The following is a 15,519-nucleotide window of genomic DNA, read 5'->3' as shown; positions in this document are numbered from 1 at the left end:
GATTGACGCACTGCCCATCCCCCTCTAGCTCCCGGCGCTTAGCGACATCGAAACGAAAAACGGAGTGCCCGCCGCAATGGCCGACGCCAATCCCATGACTGCGCCCGACGGAGCCACCGGCGTTCTGGTGCTATCCACTGGCGAGATCGTATGGGGCAGGGGGTTCGGCGCGGAAGGTGCCGCCGTCGGCGAAGTCTGCTTCCACACCGCGATGACCGGCTATCAGGAAATCATGACCGACCCGAGCTTTGCGGGCCAGATGATCACCTTCACCTTCCCGCATATCGGCAACGTCGGCGCGAATGCGGACGACATCGAGGCGGACGATCCCCACGCGCTCGGCATGATTGTCCGCGAGGACGTGACCGAACCGAGCAATTTCCGCAGCACCGAGCGACTCGATGCGTGGATGGTGAAGCATGGGCGAATCGGCCTGTCGGGCGTCGATACGCGCGCGCTGACGCGCCGGATCCGTAGCGGCGGCGCGCCCAACGGCGTGATCGCGCATGCGGCCGATGGCGTGTTCGACGTGCCCGCGCTGCTCGAGATGGCGCGCGCCTGGCCGGGGCTCGAGGGCATGGACCTCGCGCTCGGGGTGAGCACCGAGATGCATTATGGCTGGGCCGGCGGGATGTGGAAGCTCGGCGCCGGCTACGACACTTCTTCCCTCCTCCCCTTCAGGGGAGGGGCCGGGGGTGGGGCCGTGCAGCCAACCGACCCCGCGACTGCGCAGGACAGCCCCACCCCAAACCCCTCCCCTGAAGCGGAGGGGCTTAAGAAGACGCGGCCGCATGTCGTCGCGATCGATTACGGCTCGAAGCGCAACATCTTCCGCAATCTCGTCGCCGCCGGCGCGGACGTCTCGGTCGTCCCCGCGCAGACGAGCTTCGACGAGATCATGGCGCTTTCCCCCGACGGCATCTTCCTGTCGAACGGCCCGGGCGACCCTGCCGCGACCGGCGAATACGCCGTGCCCGTGATCCAGCAGCTGCTCGACACCGGCAAGCCGCTGTTCGGCATCTGCCTCGGCCATCAGCTCCTCGCGCTCGCGGTCGGCGCGAGCACGACCAAGATGTTCCAGGGCCACCGCGGCGCCAACCACCCGGTCCAGCGCTTGAGCGATGGGGCGGTCGAGATCACCTCTATGAACCACGGTTTCTCGGTCGAGCGCGCGACCCTGCCGCCGACCGCGCGCGAGACGCATGTGTCGCTGTTCGACGGCTCCAACGCCGGCATCGAACTCACCGACCGCCCCGCGTTCAGCGTGCAATACCACCCCGAAGCGAGCCCCGGCCCGCAGGACAGCCTGTATCTGTTCGCAAAATTCGTCTCATCCCTGAAAGCACCGGCATGATGAACCTCCCAGAAGTCCCGCAAGCCCGGCTCGAGGAAGAATGGGCCGCCGACAAGGACGTGCTCGCGAGCCTCAAGGAAAGCGGCGACCTTGCGCATCTCGTCCGCCCGGTCGACGTCAGCTTCCGCGGCGATGACGCGGCTCTCGACAAGCTCGAGGCGGATGCCGAGGAACTCGGCTTCGAAGTGATCGAGCGCGAAGAGGATGAGGAAGGCGAGATGTGCCTGTTCCTCGGCTGCGAGCAAGCCGCCGACGAAGCCTCGATCCGCGCGCTGACTCGCAAGTGCGTCCAGATCGAGATGGCCTACGGCGTCGAATATGACGGCTGGGGCTGCACATCGGAAGACGGCACCGACGACGACGCGGACGACACCGAAGAAACCGGACAAGCACACTAATGCCAAAACGTACCGACATCTCCTCGATCCTCGTCGTCGGCGCGGGGCCGATTGTCATCGGGCAGGCGTGCGAGTTCGATTATTCGGGCACGCAGGCGATCAAGGCACTCAAGGAAGATGGCTATCGCATCATCCTGGTGAACTCGAACCCCGCCACGATCATGACCGATCCCGAGCTGGCGGATGCGACCTATATCGAGCCGATCACGCCCGAGATCGTCGCGAAGATCATCGAGAAGGAACGGCCCGACGCGATCCTGCCGACGATGGGTGGGCAGACCGCGCTCAACACCGCGCTGGCGCTGTTCAACGACGGTACGCTCGAGAAGTACGGCGTCGAGATGATCGGGGCGGATGCCGAGGCGATCGACAAGGCCGAGGACCGGATGAAGTTCCGCGACGCGATGACCAAGATCGGTCTCGAAAGCGCGCGTTCCGGCATCGCACACAGCCTCACCGAAGCGTTCGAAGTGCTTGAACGGACAGGACTTCCGTCGATCATCCGGCCGAGCTTCACGATGGGCGGCACCGGCGGCGGGATCGCGTACAACCGCGAGGAATTCGAGACGATCGTCCGCTCTGGGCTCGACGCCTCGCCGACGACCGAAGTGCTGATCGAGGAATCGCTGATCGGCTGGAAGGAATATGAGATGGAAGTCGTGCGCGACCGCGCCGACAATGCCATCATCATCTGCTCGATCGAGAATATCGATCCGATGGGCGTCCATACCGGCGACTCGATCACCGTCGCGCCAGCGCTGACGCTGACTGACAAGGAATATCAGATCATGCGCAACGCGAGCATTGCTTGCTTGCGTGAAATCGGCGTTGAGACGGGCGGGTCGAACGTGCAGTTCGCGGTCAACCCCAAGGATGGCCGCCTGATCGTGATCGAGATGAACCCGCGCGTGTCGCGGTCGTCCGCGCTCGCGTCCAAGGCGACCGGCTTCCCGATCGCCAAGGTCGCCGCCAAGCTGGCGGTCGGCTATACGCTCGACGAGATCATGAACGACATCACCGGCGCGACCCCTGCGTCTTTCGAGCCGACGATCGATTACGTCGTCACCAAGATCCCGCGCTTCGCGTTCGAGAAGTTCAAGGGTGCCGAAGCCGTGCTTTCGACCGCGATGAAGTCGGTCGGCGAAGTGATGGCAATCGGCCGCAACATCCATGAGAGCCTGCAGAAGGCACTCCGCGGGCTCGAGACCGGGCTGTCCGGGTTCAACATGATCGACCGCCTCGAAGGCGCTCCGCGCGCTGAGATCGAGGCCGCGCTCGCGATCGCGACGCCGGACCGGTTGCTCGTCGCGGCACAGGCGTTGCGCGAGGGCTTCACCGTTGCCGAAGTGCATGCGCTGGCGAAGTTCGACCCGTGGTTCATCGAGCGGATCGCCGAGATCGTCGCTGCCGAGGAGCATATCAGCGCCAACGGTCTGCCGATCGACGCGCCCGGCATGCGGCGTCTGAAGTCGATGGGATTCAGTGACAAGCGCCTTGCCTATCTCGCTCTGAAATCAGCGAATTTGCGCGGCAATGCGCGTGGCATCGCGCGTGGGTCGGGGCTGGTGCACGATGCGATCGTCGCGATGACCGGCGGCGTGACCGAGGCCGAAGTGCGCGCGTTGCGGCACCGGTTGGGCGTGCGCCCGGTGTTCAAGCGGATCGACACGTGCGCGGCGGAATTCAACGCAAAGACGCCGTACATGTACTCGACCTACGAGGCCCCGAGCTTCGGCGAACCCGAGTGCGAGAGCCAACCGACCGACCGGCGCAAGATCGTCATCCTGGGTGGCGGGCCGAACCGGATCGGGCAGGGGATCGAGTTCGATTATTGCTGCTGCCATGCGTGCTTCGCACTTGCGGATGCGGGCTATGAGACGATCATGGTCAACTGCAACCCGGAGACGGTGTCGACGGACTATGACACGTCCGACCGCCTGTACTTCGAGCCGCTGACCGCGGAGGACGTGCTCGAGATCCTCCACGTCGAGCAGCAGAACGGCACGCTGGTCGGCGTGATCGTCCAGTTCGGCGGGCAGACCCCGCTCAACCTCGCGCAGGCGCTCCAGGACGCAGGCATCCCGATCCTCGGTACTTCGCCCGACGCGATCGACCTGGCGGAGGACCGCGAGCGGTTCGCCGCGCTCATCAACAAGCTCGGCCTGCTCCAGCCCGCCAACGGCATCGCACGCAGCCGTGACGAGGCGATCGCGGTCGCCGAGCGGATCGGCTACCCCGTGCTGATGCGCCCGAGCTACGTGCTCGGCGGGCGCGCGATGGAGATCGTCGACGGGCCGCTCCAGCTCGACGACTATATCCAGACTGCGGTCCAGGTGTCGGGCGATTCGCCGGTGCTGATCGACCAGTATCTGCGCGATGCGATCGAAGTCGACGTCGATGCCATCTCGGACGGCACCGATGTCGTCGTCGCAGGCGTGCTGCAGCATATCGAGGAAGCCGGGGTCCATTCGGGCGACAGCGCCTGCTCGATTCCGCCGTACAGCCTGACGCCCGCGATCATCGAAGAGATCGAGAAGCAGACCGCCGCGCTCGCCAAGGCGCTGTCGGTGGTCGGCCTCATGAACATCCAGTTCGCGGTCAAGGGCGGGCAGGTCTACCTCATCGAGGTCAACCCGCGCGCGAGCCGCACGGTGCCGTTCGTCGCCAAGGCGATCGGCGCACCGATCGCCAAGATCGCCGCGCGCGTGATGGCGGGGGAGAAGCTCGCCAATCTGCCCGTGATCGATCGCCACATCGATTATTACGCGGTCAAGGAAGCAGTCTTCCCGTTCAACCGCTTCCCCGGCGTCGACCCGGTGCTGTCGCCCGAGATGAAGAGCACGGGCGAGGTGATGGGGATCGACCCTGACTTCACGCTTGCCTTCGCCAAGTCGCAGCTCGGCGCGGGGACGATCCTGCCCAAGGCGGGCGCGGTGTTCGTCAGCGTCAAGGATACCGACAAGCCGGTGATCCTGCCGGGCGTCCGTGCGCTTGCCGAGCATGGCTTCACGATCGTCGCGACTGGCGGCACCGCGGATTATCTCGCAGGCCAGGGCGTGGCCGTCGAGCGGGTCAACAAGGTCGCGCAGGGGCGGCCGCATATCGTCGACCGGATCAAGGATGGCGGTATCGCATTGATCTTCAACACGACCGAGGGCTGGCAGAGCCTTAAGGACTCGCAACCGATCCGCGCCTCCGCGCTGCAATTGAAGATCCCGTACTTCACGACGGCACCCGCGAGCGTCGAGGCAGCACAGGCAATCGTCGCGCTTTCGACGCGCAGTCTTGAAGTGCGACCGTTACAATCCTATTATTCCTCTTCGCACCATTGATCCCGACATATTGAAACAGTGCGGGCGCGCCCTCCTCGGAGGGTTCGCTTGATAAGGGATTGTTCGAAGACAAAGGGTTTAAGGGATGGCTACCGTCGAAAAGATGCCGATGCTGCAGGAAGGCTATGAAACGCTGAATGCAGACCTGAAACGGCTGAAGGCGGAACGCCCGACGATCGTGGATGCGATCGAAGAGGCGCGCGCGCATGGCGACCTTTCGGAAAACGCCGAATATCACGCCGCCAAGGAGCGTCAGGGCCAGATCGAAGCGTCGATCAGCGATATCGAGGACAAGCTTGCGCGTGCGCAGGTCATCGATCCGCTCGAACTGTCGGGCGACAAGGTCGTGTTCGGCGCGACCGTCACGCTGATGGACGAGGACGACAAGCCCGTCACCTACCAGATCGTCGGCCAGACCGAGGCGAACGCCAAGGGCGGCCGTATCTCGTACAACTCGCCGCTCGGGCGTGCACTGATCGGGCGGAAGCTCGATGACGAGGTCGAAGTGACCGTTCCGTCGGGCGACCGCTACTATGTCGTCTCGAAGATCGAGTTCATCTAACGAAAAGGCCCGCCGTGCAGATGCAGGGCGGGCCTTTTTTGATTCAGGCGGCGGTGCCCGGCTTGAGCAGATCCGGCTCGAGCAGACGGTGCAGGTGCACCACCACGAACTTCATCTCGGCATCATCGACCGTGCGCTGCGCGGCCGCGCGCCATGCCTTTTCGGCGCTCGCATAATCCGGATAGACGCCGACGATTTCGATCGAGGCGGTATCGACGAAGTCGACTCCGCGCGGATCACGGACGCGGCCGCCGAAGACTAGGTGCAGTTTGCTCATGGTATTGGGTTCCCGAAGACAGCAGGGTCGCGCTTCTCATAGGCACGCACTGCCGCTTCGGGAACCTGTCATCCGCGATTAATTGGTGGCCGACCCCGTTTTGGTCGATGCCTGTGGTGCGGCAGGCTCAGGCGTGTCGGCGGCGTCGGTGCCACCGGCCTTCGCGGTGACCGCTGCCGTCCCCGCCGCGGTCAGCGCGGTGATGACGTTGCCGAGCAGCTTGCCCACCTGATCCTTTGCCGCGTTGCGCGACAGCCCAAGTCCGGCGAATTCGGACCGTGCGGTCTCCTTCGCTGCATCGACCGCGCCATGCGCCGTCAGGCTCAGCCGTCGCCCGACCGGGGCGAGCAACTGCGCTTCGCGATCGGTGCGCGGCAGCAGCGAACCGGTCAGCATCCCGACCGCAAGACCGCCGACGAGCACGCTCAGCGGGTTTGCTTCGGCCAGCGCGACCGCGCGTGCCGAGAAATCCTGTGCGCCGTGAGTCGTCGTCTCAATCGCCTTGCCGGACGCCTCGCGCGCGGTCTCGAACGCGGTGCCCGCGGTCTCGCGGACGGTTTCGACTGCGGTGCCGGCGGTTTCGCGGGCGGTATCGAGTGCGGTGCGGGCCTTGTCCGACACCGCTGCGGCACCCGAATGGAGGGTTTCGGCTACAGTCATCTCATCGTCTCCCAAATTCACTTCAGCGTTTCAGTTTCGATTTCGCGGGCTTGCGACCCCGCAACAGCCGGGAGACCGGTCCGACCACCAGGAATGACCCAAGCACCGCGCCCACGATGCCCGTGGCCACGGGGTTCTTTCGGGCAGTCTCGACGGCGGTCGTCACCGCCTCGGTCCCGCGAACCTTGAGGTTCTCGGCAACGTCCGAGGCCAGCGTCTGCGGGTTGGCCCGCTTCTGCAGGATGCCGATTGTATCGGCCAGTTGCGCCCGGGCGGCATTGGCGCGGGCCTGCGCCAGCGCGACCGAATCGGTGGTGCTCATGCGTTTGCTCCCGGCACGGCGAACATCGCCTTGAAGCGGCTCACCGCCACCATCGCGAAGATGGCCGCGAGCACCAGCAATCCGCCGACGACGATCACCGTCGCCCAGATCGGCCCGACGACCGGCGTCAGGATCATCAGCAGCCCGACCACCAGCCCGATCAGTGCCAGCAGGCCAAGCACCGCTGCGATCGCCGCCATGACGACGCCGCCTTTCGCATCCGAGACCTTGGAGAAGACCTTGGCCTTCTGCAGATCCACCTCGGCCCGCGCGACCTCGCCGGCGTCCGACACCACGCGTGACAGCAAGGTCACGATGGTGTCGTCCGCCGGGGAGGACCCGGCATTCTTCAGAATTTCACTCATCCGGGTCCCCGTCACGCTGCGATCAGGCCTTGGTGTCGCTGTCGGCGGCGAGACCCGACTGGATCAGGCGCACCAGCACGAAACCGAGCGCGGCGGCGGTGCCGATCGCGATGGCCGGGCTCTTTTGCACGAAGCCACGCGCGTCCTCGATCAGGTCGTCGAGTTCCTTGGCCTTCAGGCCTTCCGAGAAACCCTGGACCTTGTCGGCGGCGGTGCGGGCATATTGGCCATATTGCGACCCGAGCTTCTCGTCGACGGTGCCGGCGGCATCGTTGATCATCTTGACGACCTCGTCGAGCGCGGTCCCGGCGCGGGCCTTGCCATCCTCGGCATAGGTCTTGGCGCGACCGACAACTTCCTTGCCAAGCTTGTCGGTGCTGTCCTTGAACAGCTGCGCGGCACCGCTGGTCAGCTTCGCGGCTTCGTCACGCGCGGACGAGGCGGCATCCTTGGCGGCACCGGCAGCGGCGTTGATCTTCTCGTTTGCAGTCGCCTGCGCGTCTGCGCCCGTCGGGGAATCTGAAGTCGTGGCCATTGTTATGCCCTCCAATTGTTACTTGTCGACAATAAGCGGTCCGGGCCGCGCTGGGTTCCATCGGACGCGCACGAATTGCGGCCACACCGGTTAGGCGATAGAGGCACCCGCGACGCCATTCCCAATTTGGTAGAAGGATCGTTCCGTGACCGCAATCATCGACATTCATGCCCGCACGATCCTCGACAGCCGGGGCAACCCGACGGTCGAGGTCGACGTGATGCTGGAAGACGGCAGCTTTGGCCGCGCCGCCGTTCCCTCGGGCGCCTCCACCGGCGCGCACGAAGCGGTCGAGAAGCGCGACGGCGACAAGAGCCGCTGGGGCGGCAAGGGCGTCGACCAGGCGGTCGAGGCGGTCAACCGTGAGATCGCCGATGCGGTGCTCGGGCTCGAAGCCGAGGACCAGCGCGACGTCGACCACACGATGATCGAGCTCGACGGCACCGACAACAAGACCCGCCTGGGTGCGAACGCGATCCTCGGCGTGTCGCTCGCGGTGGCAAAGGCCGCCGCCGATGCGCGCAGCCTTCCGCTGTACCGCTATGTCGGCGGGGTTGCCGCGCATGTCCTGCCGGTGCCGATGATGAACATCATCAACGGCGGCGAACATGCCGACAACCCGATCGATTTCCAGGAATTCATGATCGTGCCGGTCGGCGCGTCGTCGATCCTCGAAGCGGTCCGCTGCGGCTCGGAGATCTTCCACACGCTCAAGAAGGGCCTGAGTGCCAAGGGCCTGTCGACCTCGGTCGGCGACGAGGGCGGCTTTGCGCCCAACATCGCGACCAATGACGAGGCGATCGAATTCATCCTGCGCTCGATCGAGACCGCCGGGTACAAGCCGGGCGAGGACGTCATGCTCGCGCTCGATTGCGCGGCGACCGAATTCTACAAAAACGGCAAGTATGAGATTTCGGGCGAGGGCAAGAGCCTGAGCAGCCACGAGATGGCCGAGTATCTGGCGGATCTTGCGCGGCGCTATCCGATCTTCTCGATCGAGGATGGCATGGGTGAGGACGATTTCGAGGGCTGGAAGGCGCTTACCGACCTGTGCGGCGATACGGTCCAGCTGGTCGGCGACGATCTGTTCGTGACCAATCCGAAGCGGCTGGGGCAGGGGATCAAGGATGGTCTCGCCAATTCGCTGCTGGTCAAGGTCAACCAGATCGGCACGCTGACCGAGACGCTCGAAGCGGTGTCGATGGCGAACCGCGCTGGCTACACCGCGGTGATGTCGCATCGGTCGGGCGAGACCGAGGATTCGACGATCGCCGACCTCGCGGTCGCGACCAATTGCGGGCAGATCAAGACTGGCAGCCTCGCGCGGTCGGACCGGCTCGCGAAGTACAATCAGCTGATCCGCATTGAGGAGGAACTCGAAGGCGCGGCGCTCTATGCCGGGCGTTCGGTGCTGCGTGTCTGATTTAGGGAAATAACCGCTTGATCCACGAGTCGCGATGTAAGAGAATCGCGCTCGTGGCCAAGACTCGCTCCAATGTCCGAATGATGCTCCGCAGCGCGATCGCGCCGGCGGCGTTGATGATCGTCGGCCTGTTTTTTGGGGGCTATGCGGTGTTCGGGCCGAATGGTGTGCTGGCGTATGGCGACATCCAGCGGCAGTTGGCGGTCAAGCAGCATCACCTGGCGCTGCTCGATCGTAACCGGTCCGAGTTGAAGAACCGCGTCGCATTGCTCGATCCGCGGCATGCCGATCCTGACCTGGCGGATGAGCTGGCGCGCAAGGATCTTGGCGTCGTGCATCAGGACGAGGTTATCGTTCCGCTGAACTAGCCCAAAAGCCCCTCCCCTTCAGGGGAGGGGTTGGGGTGGGGCCGTGCAGCGTACTCCATCAGAGACAGTCTCGGTGAGACCTCCCCCACCCCCAACCCCTCCCCTGAAGGGGAGGGGCTAAGTTGCAACAAAGCGGCTTACCGCCCCAGAAACGTCAGCAGGTCATTCGGAACCGATCGCTCTCGGTAATCGTCAAGCCGTGCGGCGCGCCTTCATATTCCACGAGTTGCGACGTCGCGATGCCCTCGGCGGCGCGGCGGGCGGTTGCGTCGATCGGGACGGTCTGGTCGCTCGTCCCGTGGACGATCAGCGTCGGCACGCGGAAGGCCGCGAGATCCGGGCGGAAATCGGTATGCCCGAACGACTGCGCGCAGGCGAGGATCGGCTTGAGCCCGGCCAGGTTGGTCTGCGACCACGCCCAGTCGACCATCTCGCTGCTCACCGGCGAGGAGATGAACCCGACGCCCAGGAACTGCTTCATGAAGGTCTGAAAGAAGCCGTAGCGATCCTTCTGGATGCCTTCGCCGATGCTTGCGAGCTTGTCCTCGGGAACGCCGTGCGGATTGTCGTCGGTCTGGAGCATGTACGGCACGACCGAGGCGATAAGCCCCGCTGCGACCACGCCCTTGCCGTCATGCCGGCTCATGTAGCGCGCGACTTCGCCGCCGCCCATCGAGAAGCCGACGATGGTCGCGTCGTCCGCACCGGTCCGCTCCAGCACGTCCGCCAGATCGTCGGTCAGGGTGTCGTAATCATAGCCGGTCCACGGCTGGCCCGACCGGCCGAACCCGCGGCGATCATAAGCGATTGCGCGAAATCCGGCATCGGCGAGCGCCATCGCCTGTGCGTCCCAGCTGTCGGCGTTCAGCGGCCAGCCGTGAATCAGGACGACCGGGCGGCCGCTGCCCCAGTCCTTGACGTAGAGATCGGTGCCATCGCGCGTTTTGATATAGGGCATGGAAAGCTCCTTGGCGTTGAACTGCTTGACCAGAACGATACGCGGCGGGGGCCGTTCCGTGCGGGGTGGCGCTCGTCATCGCAAGCTGCCAGCTTCCCATCGCAAACGAATCCCCTGACCGAACGTACAAGAAGGAGCGGCAATGCGGAAGATCTGGCTTACCGGAATAGCGGCGCTGGCGATGGCGGCGTGTACCGCCGAGGCGCCGATGCCGAAGACTGCGACGGCAGCGCTGGCCCCCTTGCCGACGGGGGACTGGAAGCGGTTCCGCGACGCGTTCATCGAGGACTGGTTCAAGGTGTCGCCCGCCGATGCGGTCTATCAGGGCCGGCATGATTTCGACGGCGGGCTCGGCGACTGGTCGCCCGAGGGGCTCAAGCGGCAGGGCGCGTTCCTGCGGGAGGCGATCGCCAAGGCGAAGACATTCGATTCCGCCAGGCTCGGCAAGCAGGACGCGTTCGAACGCGACTATCTGGTTACGGTCGCGGCGGGGAAGCTGTTCTGGCTCGAGGATGCCGATTTCCCGCATCGCAATCCGGCATGGTATGTCAACGCGGGGCTCGACCCGAACGTCTATATCGCGCGCCATTATGCCGATGCGCCGACGCGGATGCGCGCGATGGTCGCGTTCCTCCGCAAGATCCCGACCGCGACCGCGCAGATCCGCGCGAACCTCAAGACGCCGATGCCGCTGAGCTACATCAATTTCGGGGTCGCGGCGTTCAACGGGTTTGGCGATTATTACACCGGGGACGCCAGGAAGGCGTTCGCCGACGTCAAAAGCCCCGCGCTGCAGGACGAGTTCGGCCAGGCCGCGACCGCGGCGTCGAAGGCGATGCACGATCTCGGCGCATGGCTTGAGAGCCAGCGTGGCTCGGCGACGCAGGATTTCGCGCTCGGCGCGGACAAATTCTCGCGGATGGTGCGCGATACCGAGGGCGTCGACGTGCCGCTCGCGACGCTCGAGGCGGCGGGGCGGGCGGACATGGCGCGCAACCAGCAGGCACTGGTCGCCGCCTGCGCGCAATTCGCGCCCGGCGCGAGCGTGCCTGCGTGCATGGCGAAGATGAACGCGAACAAGCCGGTCAACGACGACCCCGTCGCCGAGGCGCGCAAGCAGATCCCCGAACTCCGCGCGTTCGTGCTCAAGAGCGACGTCGTCACGATCCCGGATCAGGAGCAGGCGCTGGTCGAGGAAAGCCCGCCGTACAATCGGCAGAACTCCGCGTACATCGATCCGCCCGGGCCGTTCGAGAAGGGCATCCCCTCGGTCTATTACATCTCCCCGCCGGACCCGTCGTGGAGCAAGGCAGAGCAGGACGGGTTCATCCCCGGCAAGAACGACCTGCTGTTCACCTCGGTGCATGAGGTGATGCCGGGGCATTTCCTCCAGTTCCGCCACGCCAATGCCTCGCCCTCGTTGTTCGGGCGGCTGTTCGTCGGCTACGCCTTCGCCGAGGGCTGGGCGCATTATGCCGAGGAAATGATGTGGGAAGCCGGGCTCCATGCGGGCGACCCGGAAACGCATGTCGGGCAATTATCGAACGCGCTGCTACGCGACTGCCGCTATCTCTCCGCGATCGGGCTTCATGCGCATGGCATGACGCAGGAGCAGTCGCGCAAGATGTTCATCGAGCAATGCTATCAGGACGAGGGCAACGCCCGGCAGCAGTCCGCGCGCGGGACCTATGACCCGGCGTATCTCAACTATACGATGGGCAAGCTGCTGATCCGCAAGATGCGCGCCGACTGGACCGCGACGCATGGCGGTCGCGCCGGGTGGAAGGCGTTCCACGACCAGTTGCTGAGCTACGGCGGACCGCCGCTGCCGCTGGTGCGCAAGGCAATGCTCGGGGGAGACGGCAAGGCGGTGTTCTGACGCCTGCGTGCAAAAAGGCCGTCGACGCATGCGCCGACTGCCTTTTCTCCCCCCCGACCTATGGTGTCAGGCGTAGGTAACCCGGAGCTTGGCTTGACGCTGGCGGCGCAGCGCGACGCCGAGCATTCCGAAGCCGAGGATCATCATCACCCAGCTCGCGGGTTCGGGCACTGCCGACAGCGAGATGCTGTCGAGATACCCGCCAACCGAGTCGCTGGTGCCGATTGCCGAGAAGGTGAGGGTGGTCGGGGCGGTGACCGCGAAATTGACGGTCTGCAGCACCCAGTTGGTCGACGCGCCACCGTTGCCGCCGGGCGTGGTGAAGATCGGCGACTCGTTCAGCAGGACGCTGATCCCGTTCGAAGATGCCGGAACGCCGGGCCGGTTCGAATACCAGTAGCGCAGGACGTACGTGCCCGGATCGATCATGCGGCTCATAGAGCTGTTGGCGGACGTATCGAGCTCGACCAGGTTCGCCCCCGAAAACGCTGCCCCGGCGACGTTGTTATACTGGACCTCGAGGCCGTTGCGGCCGGCGGTCCAGCCCTCGTACGACTCCCGCGTGGTGAAACCCGGGCCGGAACCGAAGTTGATGGAGTCGAAATTCGTGAAGAAGTTGGTGGCTGCAAAAGCAGGTGCTGCGAGTGACAGCGCCGCACTGGCCGCCAATACTCCCAAAGTCCTATTCATACGCATCGCTTTTCCTTTCCCTGATTGACTCGGAACGGAAAGTCATTCTAAAGTACTAGTAACGCCCTCAATACCCGAGTGCTGTGTACCTCGCATAGTTCATGCCATTTCGAACTCTCAACGACTTGGATGGTTAACGAGGATCGGGGTGTAACGCCCGGCGACGATATTGCCGGCGAGGTGTAAAAAATGCTGCGAGAACAGTAGGTCGCAGCCTCCATCTTTCGATCGATTCCGGCAGCCGAGCGCTCCCCGCACGCCGTCCCTTTCCGATCACGTCGTGATACCGGGCATGGCACGGGTCGCGCGGATCGACGTCGCTCGAAACAAATTAATCGAGGGTGATCCGTAAAAGGCAAGGTCCGGGCCCGCGCCGTCGCGGCGCCGGACCCGGACACGTCAGCCCGGTCGCAAGTCAGCCCCGCCGCAACAGCGTCAGCCGGGCCTTGCCGTGGACGCGCGTGACGTCCTCGACGAATCCGGCGACTTCGACCCGGTCGGGCTTGGCGGTCTCGATGCTGATCCACGTCGCATCGCCGACCCAGCCGAGCCGCGCGAGCTTGTCGAGCGCGACCGCGCCCGCATTGCTGTCATAGGGCGGGTCCATCAGGATCAGGTCGAGCGGCGCGACCGCATGGCCGAGCGCCATCACCGATTGCGCGCGGACGTCCGCCTTGGCGGACAGCTTCGCGATATTGGTGCGCAACGCATCGAGCGCTGGCTTGTCCTGCTCGACGAAGATGCACGACGCAGCACCACGCGACAGCGCCTCGAGCCCGAGCGCGCCCGACCCAGCGAACAGATCCGCCACGCTGAGGTCCTCGAAACTGCCGAGGCGGCTCGAAAGCATCGAGAACAACGCCTCGCGGACGCGGTCTGCGGTGGGACGAGTCGCGTCTCCCTTTGGGGCGACGAGCGGGCGGCCGCGCCATTCTCCGGCGATGATGCGCATTATTTACGGGTCCGTGGTGTGCGTGGCTTGGCAGGGCGTGGAGTCGGGCGGTCGCCGGTCGGGCGAGCCCCGGTCGGGCGGCTGGCGGTGGCACCATCGGCTCCGGCCCGAGCGGTCGTCGGTCGCACCGCATTCGGGCGCGACGCCCCCGGGCGGGCAGGCGCTGCGCCCGCTCCACCGGTGGCGCGCGGCGTCTTGGCACGGACGTTACGACCGAGTTCGGGATTGAACACGCGTGCCGGGCGGCCATCGGGTGTGCGCGCCGGAGCACGGGTGGCCGCAGCGGGGGCGGGCGATCCCGCCTTGGGCTTGGCGTCATAGAAACGCTTCACCTTGGGTGCCTTGGCGACGACGATGCCTTCGCGGCGCGGCTCGGCAAAGGCGGCGCGATCCGAAGTGTTCGCGACCGCGCGGGTGATCCGCACCGGTTGCGGCTTCGGCAGCGCGCGTGGCGTACGCGCCGGGCGTGCGGCGGCCGGGGCTTCGGGTTCGGCGGTCGGCCGCTGGTCGGGGCGCGGGCCGCGGATCCGCTCGGGTTGCAGGATTCGCTTGGGGTCCTTGCGGAATGCGGCGACGTCATGCGCGCGCACTTCGCCGATGTCGCCCGGCGCAAGGTCGCCGAGCAGGAACGGACCGTAGCGCGTGCGGATCAGCCGCGACACGCGCAACCCGAGGAATTCGAGGACGCGGCGGACTTCGCGGTTCTTGCCCTCGGTCAGGATCATCTCGATCCATACGTTCGCGCCGGTGCGGCGTTCGAGGTTGGCGTTGATCGAGCCGTAACGGACGCCTTCGATCTCGATCCCGTGGATCAGTTCCTCGAGCTGCTCCTGCGTCACCGGGCCATAAGCGCGCGCGCGATAGGCGCGTTCGACGCCGGTCGCGGGAAGCTCGAGCTGGCGCTTCAATTCGCCGTCGGTGGTGAGCAGCAAGAGCCCCTCGGTATTGAGATCGAGCCGCCCGACCGGGACGAGGCGCGGCAGATCCTGCGGCAGACGGTCGTAGATCGTCGGGCGCCCGGCGGGATCGCGCTCGGTGACGAGCAGACCCGACGGCTTGTGGTACAGGAACAGCCGCGCGTCGGCGGGGGCGGCGACCGGATTGCCGTCGACCGTCACGCCGTCGAGCGAGGCGAGGATCGTCGCAGGCGTATCGATCACCACGCCGTTTCGCGCGACGCGACCCTCGGCGATCATGCGTTCGACTTCGCGGCGCGAGGCGATGCCTGCGCGCGCGAGCAGTTTCGCGATCCGTTGTTCGTCGTCGGCGCGGGCGCGGGGGGTGGTGGCGCCGGGTGCGGGGGTTTTGGGGGGACGGTATTTTGACACCGCGCCCTGATACCGAAAATCGGGCGCACGTGTTGAACAAAAAGATTTGCGCCCGATCTTGTAGCCGAGCGTTAAGCTACGGGTGCGTAACGAGGGCGATACGCACATTGCCAGTT

Annotated in this window: 16 protein-coding genes; 7 read left to right on the top strand and 9 right to left on the bottom strand. The window is 65.4% G+C overall.

All coding sequences use genetic code 11. The features are described from left to right. The first annotated feature begins 76 nt into the window (after nucleotides 1–76). From carA to greA, 4 genes are all read left to right on the top strand, one after another. On the top strand, nucleotides 77–1,354 hold the full coding sequence (gene carA, locus RI03_RS10305; RefSeq protein ID WP_010217165.1) for a glutamine-hydrolyzing carbamoyl-phosphate synthase small subunit: 1,278 nt from the start codon (nucleotides 77–79) through the stop codon (nucleotides 1,352–1,354). After that, nucleotides 1,354–1,752, top strand: coding sequence for a ribonuclease E inhibitor RraB (locus tag RI03_RS10300; RefSeq protein WP_037515176.1), 399 nt, complete (start codon nucleotides 1,354–1,356; stop codon nucleotides 1,750–1,752). The genes carA and RI03_RS10300 overlap by 1 nt, the downstream gene beginning before the upstream one ends. Continuing rightward, nucleotides 1,752–5,084: a carbamoyl-phosphate synthase large subunit gene (gene carB / locus RI03_RS10295; protein ID WP_010217160.1), complete on the top strand. Its 3,333-nt coding sequence runs from the start codon at nucleotides 1,752–1,754 to the stop codon at nucleotides 5,082–5,084. The genes RI03_RS10300 and carB overlap by 1 nt, the downstream gene beginning before the upstream one ends. A gap of 85 nt (nucleotides 5,085–5,169) precedes the next feature. Then, nucleotides 5,170–5,646 carry a transcription elongation factor GreA gene (greA, locus tag RI03_RS10290; RefSeq protein WP_010163958.1) on the top strand — a complete coding sequence of 159 codons (477 nt, stop codon included), beginning with the start codon at nucleotides 5,170–5,172 and terminating at the stop codon, nucleotides 5,644–5,646. 43 nt (nucleotides 5,647–5,689) lie between these two features. On the opposite strand, the gene RI03_RS10285 is transcribed toward greA, so the two are convergent. The 5 genes from RI03_RS10285 to RI03_RS10265 all read right to left on the bottom strand — a co-directional run bounded on the left by RI03_RS10285 (nucleotide 5,690) and on the right by RI03_RS10265 (nucleotide 7,805). Continuing rightward, entirely contained in the window at nucleotides 5,690–5,923 is a 234-nt protein-coding gene (locus RI03_RS10285; protein WP_010163956.1) for a DUF4170 domain-containing protein, read from the bottom strand. A 78-nt stretch (nucleotides 5,924–6,001) separates the two neighbouring features. Next, entirely contained in the window at nucleotides 6,002–6,583 is a 582-nt protein-coding gene (locus RI03_RS10280) for a hypothetical protein (protein ID WP_037515150.1), read from the bottom strand. Nucleotides 6,584–6,605: 22 nt separating this feature from the next. After that, nucleotides 6,606–6,905 carry a DUF3618 domain-containing protein gene (locus tag RI03_RS10275; protein ID WP_010217157.1) on the bottom strand — a complete coding sequence of 100 codons (300 nt, stop codon included), beginning with the start codon at nucleotides 6,903–6,905 and terminating at the stop codon, nucleotides 6,606–6,608. Next, nucleotides 6,902–7,270, bottom strand: a complete 369-nt coding sequence (locus RI03_RS10270; RefSeq protein WP_010217154.1) for a phage holin family protein — start codon at nucleotides 7,268–7,270, stop codon at nucleotides 6,902–6,904. Before RI03_RS10270 ends, RI03_RS10275 begins: the two co-directional genes overlap by 4 nt. 22 nt (nucleotides 7,271–7,292) lie before the next feature. Beyond that, a complete protein-coding gene (locus RI03_RS10265; protein WP_010217152.1) occupies nucleotides 7,293–7,805 on the bottom strand; it encodes a hypothetical protein in 513 nt (170 codons plus the stop codon). A 145-nt stretch (nucleotides 7,806–7,950) separates the two neighbouring features. Between RI03_RS10265 and eno the strand changes: the two genes are divergently transcribed. Further along, a complete protein-coding gene (gene eno / locus RI03_RS10260) occupies nucleotides 7,951–9,228 on the top strand; it encodes a phosphopyruvate hydratase (RefSeq protein WP_010217150.1) in 1,278 nt (425 codons plus the stop codon). Nucleotides 9,229–9,308: 80 nt separating this feature from the next. Further along, nucleotides 9,309–9,596 (top strand): FtsB family cell division protein, encoded by a 288-nt coding sequence (locus RI03_RS10255; protein ID WP_010163949.1) that lies wholly within the window; start codon nucleotides 9,309–9,311, stop codon nucleotides 9,594–9,596. Nucleotides 9,597–9,750: 154 nt separating this feature from the next. Here RI03_RS10255 and RI03_RS10250 read toward each other — a convergent pair whose 3' ends face one another. Continuing rightward, on the bottom strand, nucleotides 9,751–10,554 hold the full coding sequence (locus tag RI03_RS10250) for an alpha/beta fold hydrolase (protein WP_010217147.1): 804 nt from the start codon (nucleotides 10,552–10,554) through the stop codon (nucleotides 9,751–9,753). A gap of 142 nt (nucleotides 10,555–10,696) precedes the next feature. Here RI03_RS10250 and RI03_RS10245 point away from each other — a divergent pair, with 142 nt between their 5' ends. Further along, on the top strand, nucleotides 10,697–12,433 hold the full coding sequence (locus tag RI03_RS10245; protein ID WP_010217144.1) for a DUF885 domain-containing protein: 1,737 nt from the start codon (nucleotides 10,697–10,699) through the stop codon (nucleotides 12,431–12,433). A 66-nt stretch (nucleotides 12,434–12,499) separates the two neighbouring features. Here RI03_RS10245 and RI03_RS10240 read toward each other — a convergent pair whose 3' ends face one another. The 3 genes from RI03_RS10240 to RI03_RS10230 all read right to left on the bottom strand — a co-directional run bounded on the left by RI03_RS10240 (nucleotide 12,500) and on the right by RI03_RS10230 (nucleotide 15,403). Further along, complete coding sequence (locus tag RI03_RS10240) at nucleotides 12,500–13,129, bottom strand: PEPxxWA-CTERM sorting domain-containing protein (protein WP_238542341.1); 630 nt, start codon at nucleotides 13,127–13,129, stop codon at nucleotides 12,500–12,502. A gap of 409 nt (nucleotides 13,130–13,538) precedes the next feature. Then, nucleotides 13,539–14,075, bottom strand: a complete 537-nt coding sequence (gene rsmD, locus RI03_RS10235) for a 16S rRNA (guanine(966)-N(2))-methyltransferase RsmD (RefSeq protein WP_010217140.1) — start codon at nucleotides 14,073–14,075, stop codon at nucleotides 13,539–13,541. After that, nucleotides 14,075–15,403: a pseudouridine synthase gene (locus RI03_RS10230; RefSeq protein WP_010217139.1), complete on the bottom strand. Its 1,329-nt coding sequence runs from the start codon at nucleotides 15,401–15,403 to the stop codon at nucleotides 14,075–14,077. Before RI03_RS10230 ends, rsmD begins: the two co-directional genes overlap by 1 nt. Nucleotides 15,404–15,519 lie beyond the last annotated feature (116 nt).

This window comes from Sphingomonas sp. PAMC 26621, from assembly GCF_000251145.1.
GTDB lineage: Bacteria > Pseudomonadota > Alphaproteobacteria > Sphingomonadales > Sphingomonadaceae > Sphingomonas.
This window is presented reverse-complemented; position numbering and strand designations above follow the sequence as displayed.

Excerpts from the sequence above, each read along its gene's own strand:
- greA (WP_010163958.1), top strand. The coding sequence starts at position 5,170 with ATGGCTACCGTCGAAAAGATGCCGATGCTGCAGGAAGGCTATGAAACG.
- RI03_RS10240 (WP_238542341.1), bottom strand. The coding sequence starts at position 13,129 with ATGCGTATGAATAGGACTTTGGGAGTATTGGCGGCCAGTGCGGCGCTG.
- carA (WP_010217165.1), top strand. The coding sequence starts at position 77 with ATGGCCGACGCCAATCCCATGACTGCGCCCGACGGAGCCACCGGCGTT.
- RI03_RS10280 (WP_037515150.1), bottom strand. The coding sequence starts at position 6,583 with ATGACTGTAGCCGAAACCCTCCATTCGGGTGCCGCAGCGGTGTCGGAC.
- RI03_RS10275 (WP_010217157.1), bottom strand. The coding sequence starts at position 6,905 with ATGAGCACCACCGATTCGGTCGCGCTGGCGCAGGCCCGCGCCAATGCC.
- carB (WP_010217160.1), top strand. The coding sequence starts at position 1,752 with ATGCCAAAACGTACCGACATCTCCTCGATCCTCGTCGTCGGCGCGGGG.
- RI03_RS10270 (WP_010217154.1), bottom strand. The coding sequence starts at position 7,270 with ATGAGTGAAATTCTGAAGAATGCCGGGTCCTCCCCGGCGGACGACACC.
- RI03_RS10285 (WP_010163956.1), bottom strand. The coding sequence starts at position 5,923 with ATGAGCAAACTGCACCTAGTCTTCGGCGGCCGCGTCCGTGATCCGCGC.
- RI03_RS10265 (WP_010217152.1), bottom strand. The coding sequence starts at position 7,805 with ATGGCCACGACTTCAGATTCCCCGACGGGCGCAGACGCGCAGGCGACT.
- RI03_RS10245 (WP_010217144.1), top strand. The coding sequence starts at position 10,697 with ATGCGGAAGATCTGGCTTACCGGAATAGCGGCGCTGGCGATGGCGGCG.
- rsmD (WP_010217140.1), bottom strand. The coding sequence starts at position 14,075 with ATGCGCATCATCGCCGGAGAATGGCGCGGCCGCCCGCTCGTCGCCCCA.
- RI03_RS10250 (WP_010217147.1), bottom strand. The coding sequence starts at position 10,554 with ATGCCCTATATCAAAACGCGCGATGGCACCGATCTCTACGTCAAGGAC.
- RI03_RS10255 (WP_010163949.1), top strand. The coding sequence starts at position 9,309 with ATGATGCTCCGCAGCGCGATCGCGCCGGCGGCGTTGATGATCGTCGGC.
- RI03_RS10300 (WP_037515176.1), top strand. The coding sequence starts at position 1,354 with ATGAACCTCCCAGAAGTCCCGCAAGCCCGGCTCGAGGAAGAATGGGCC.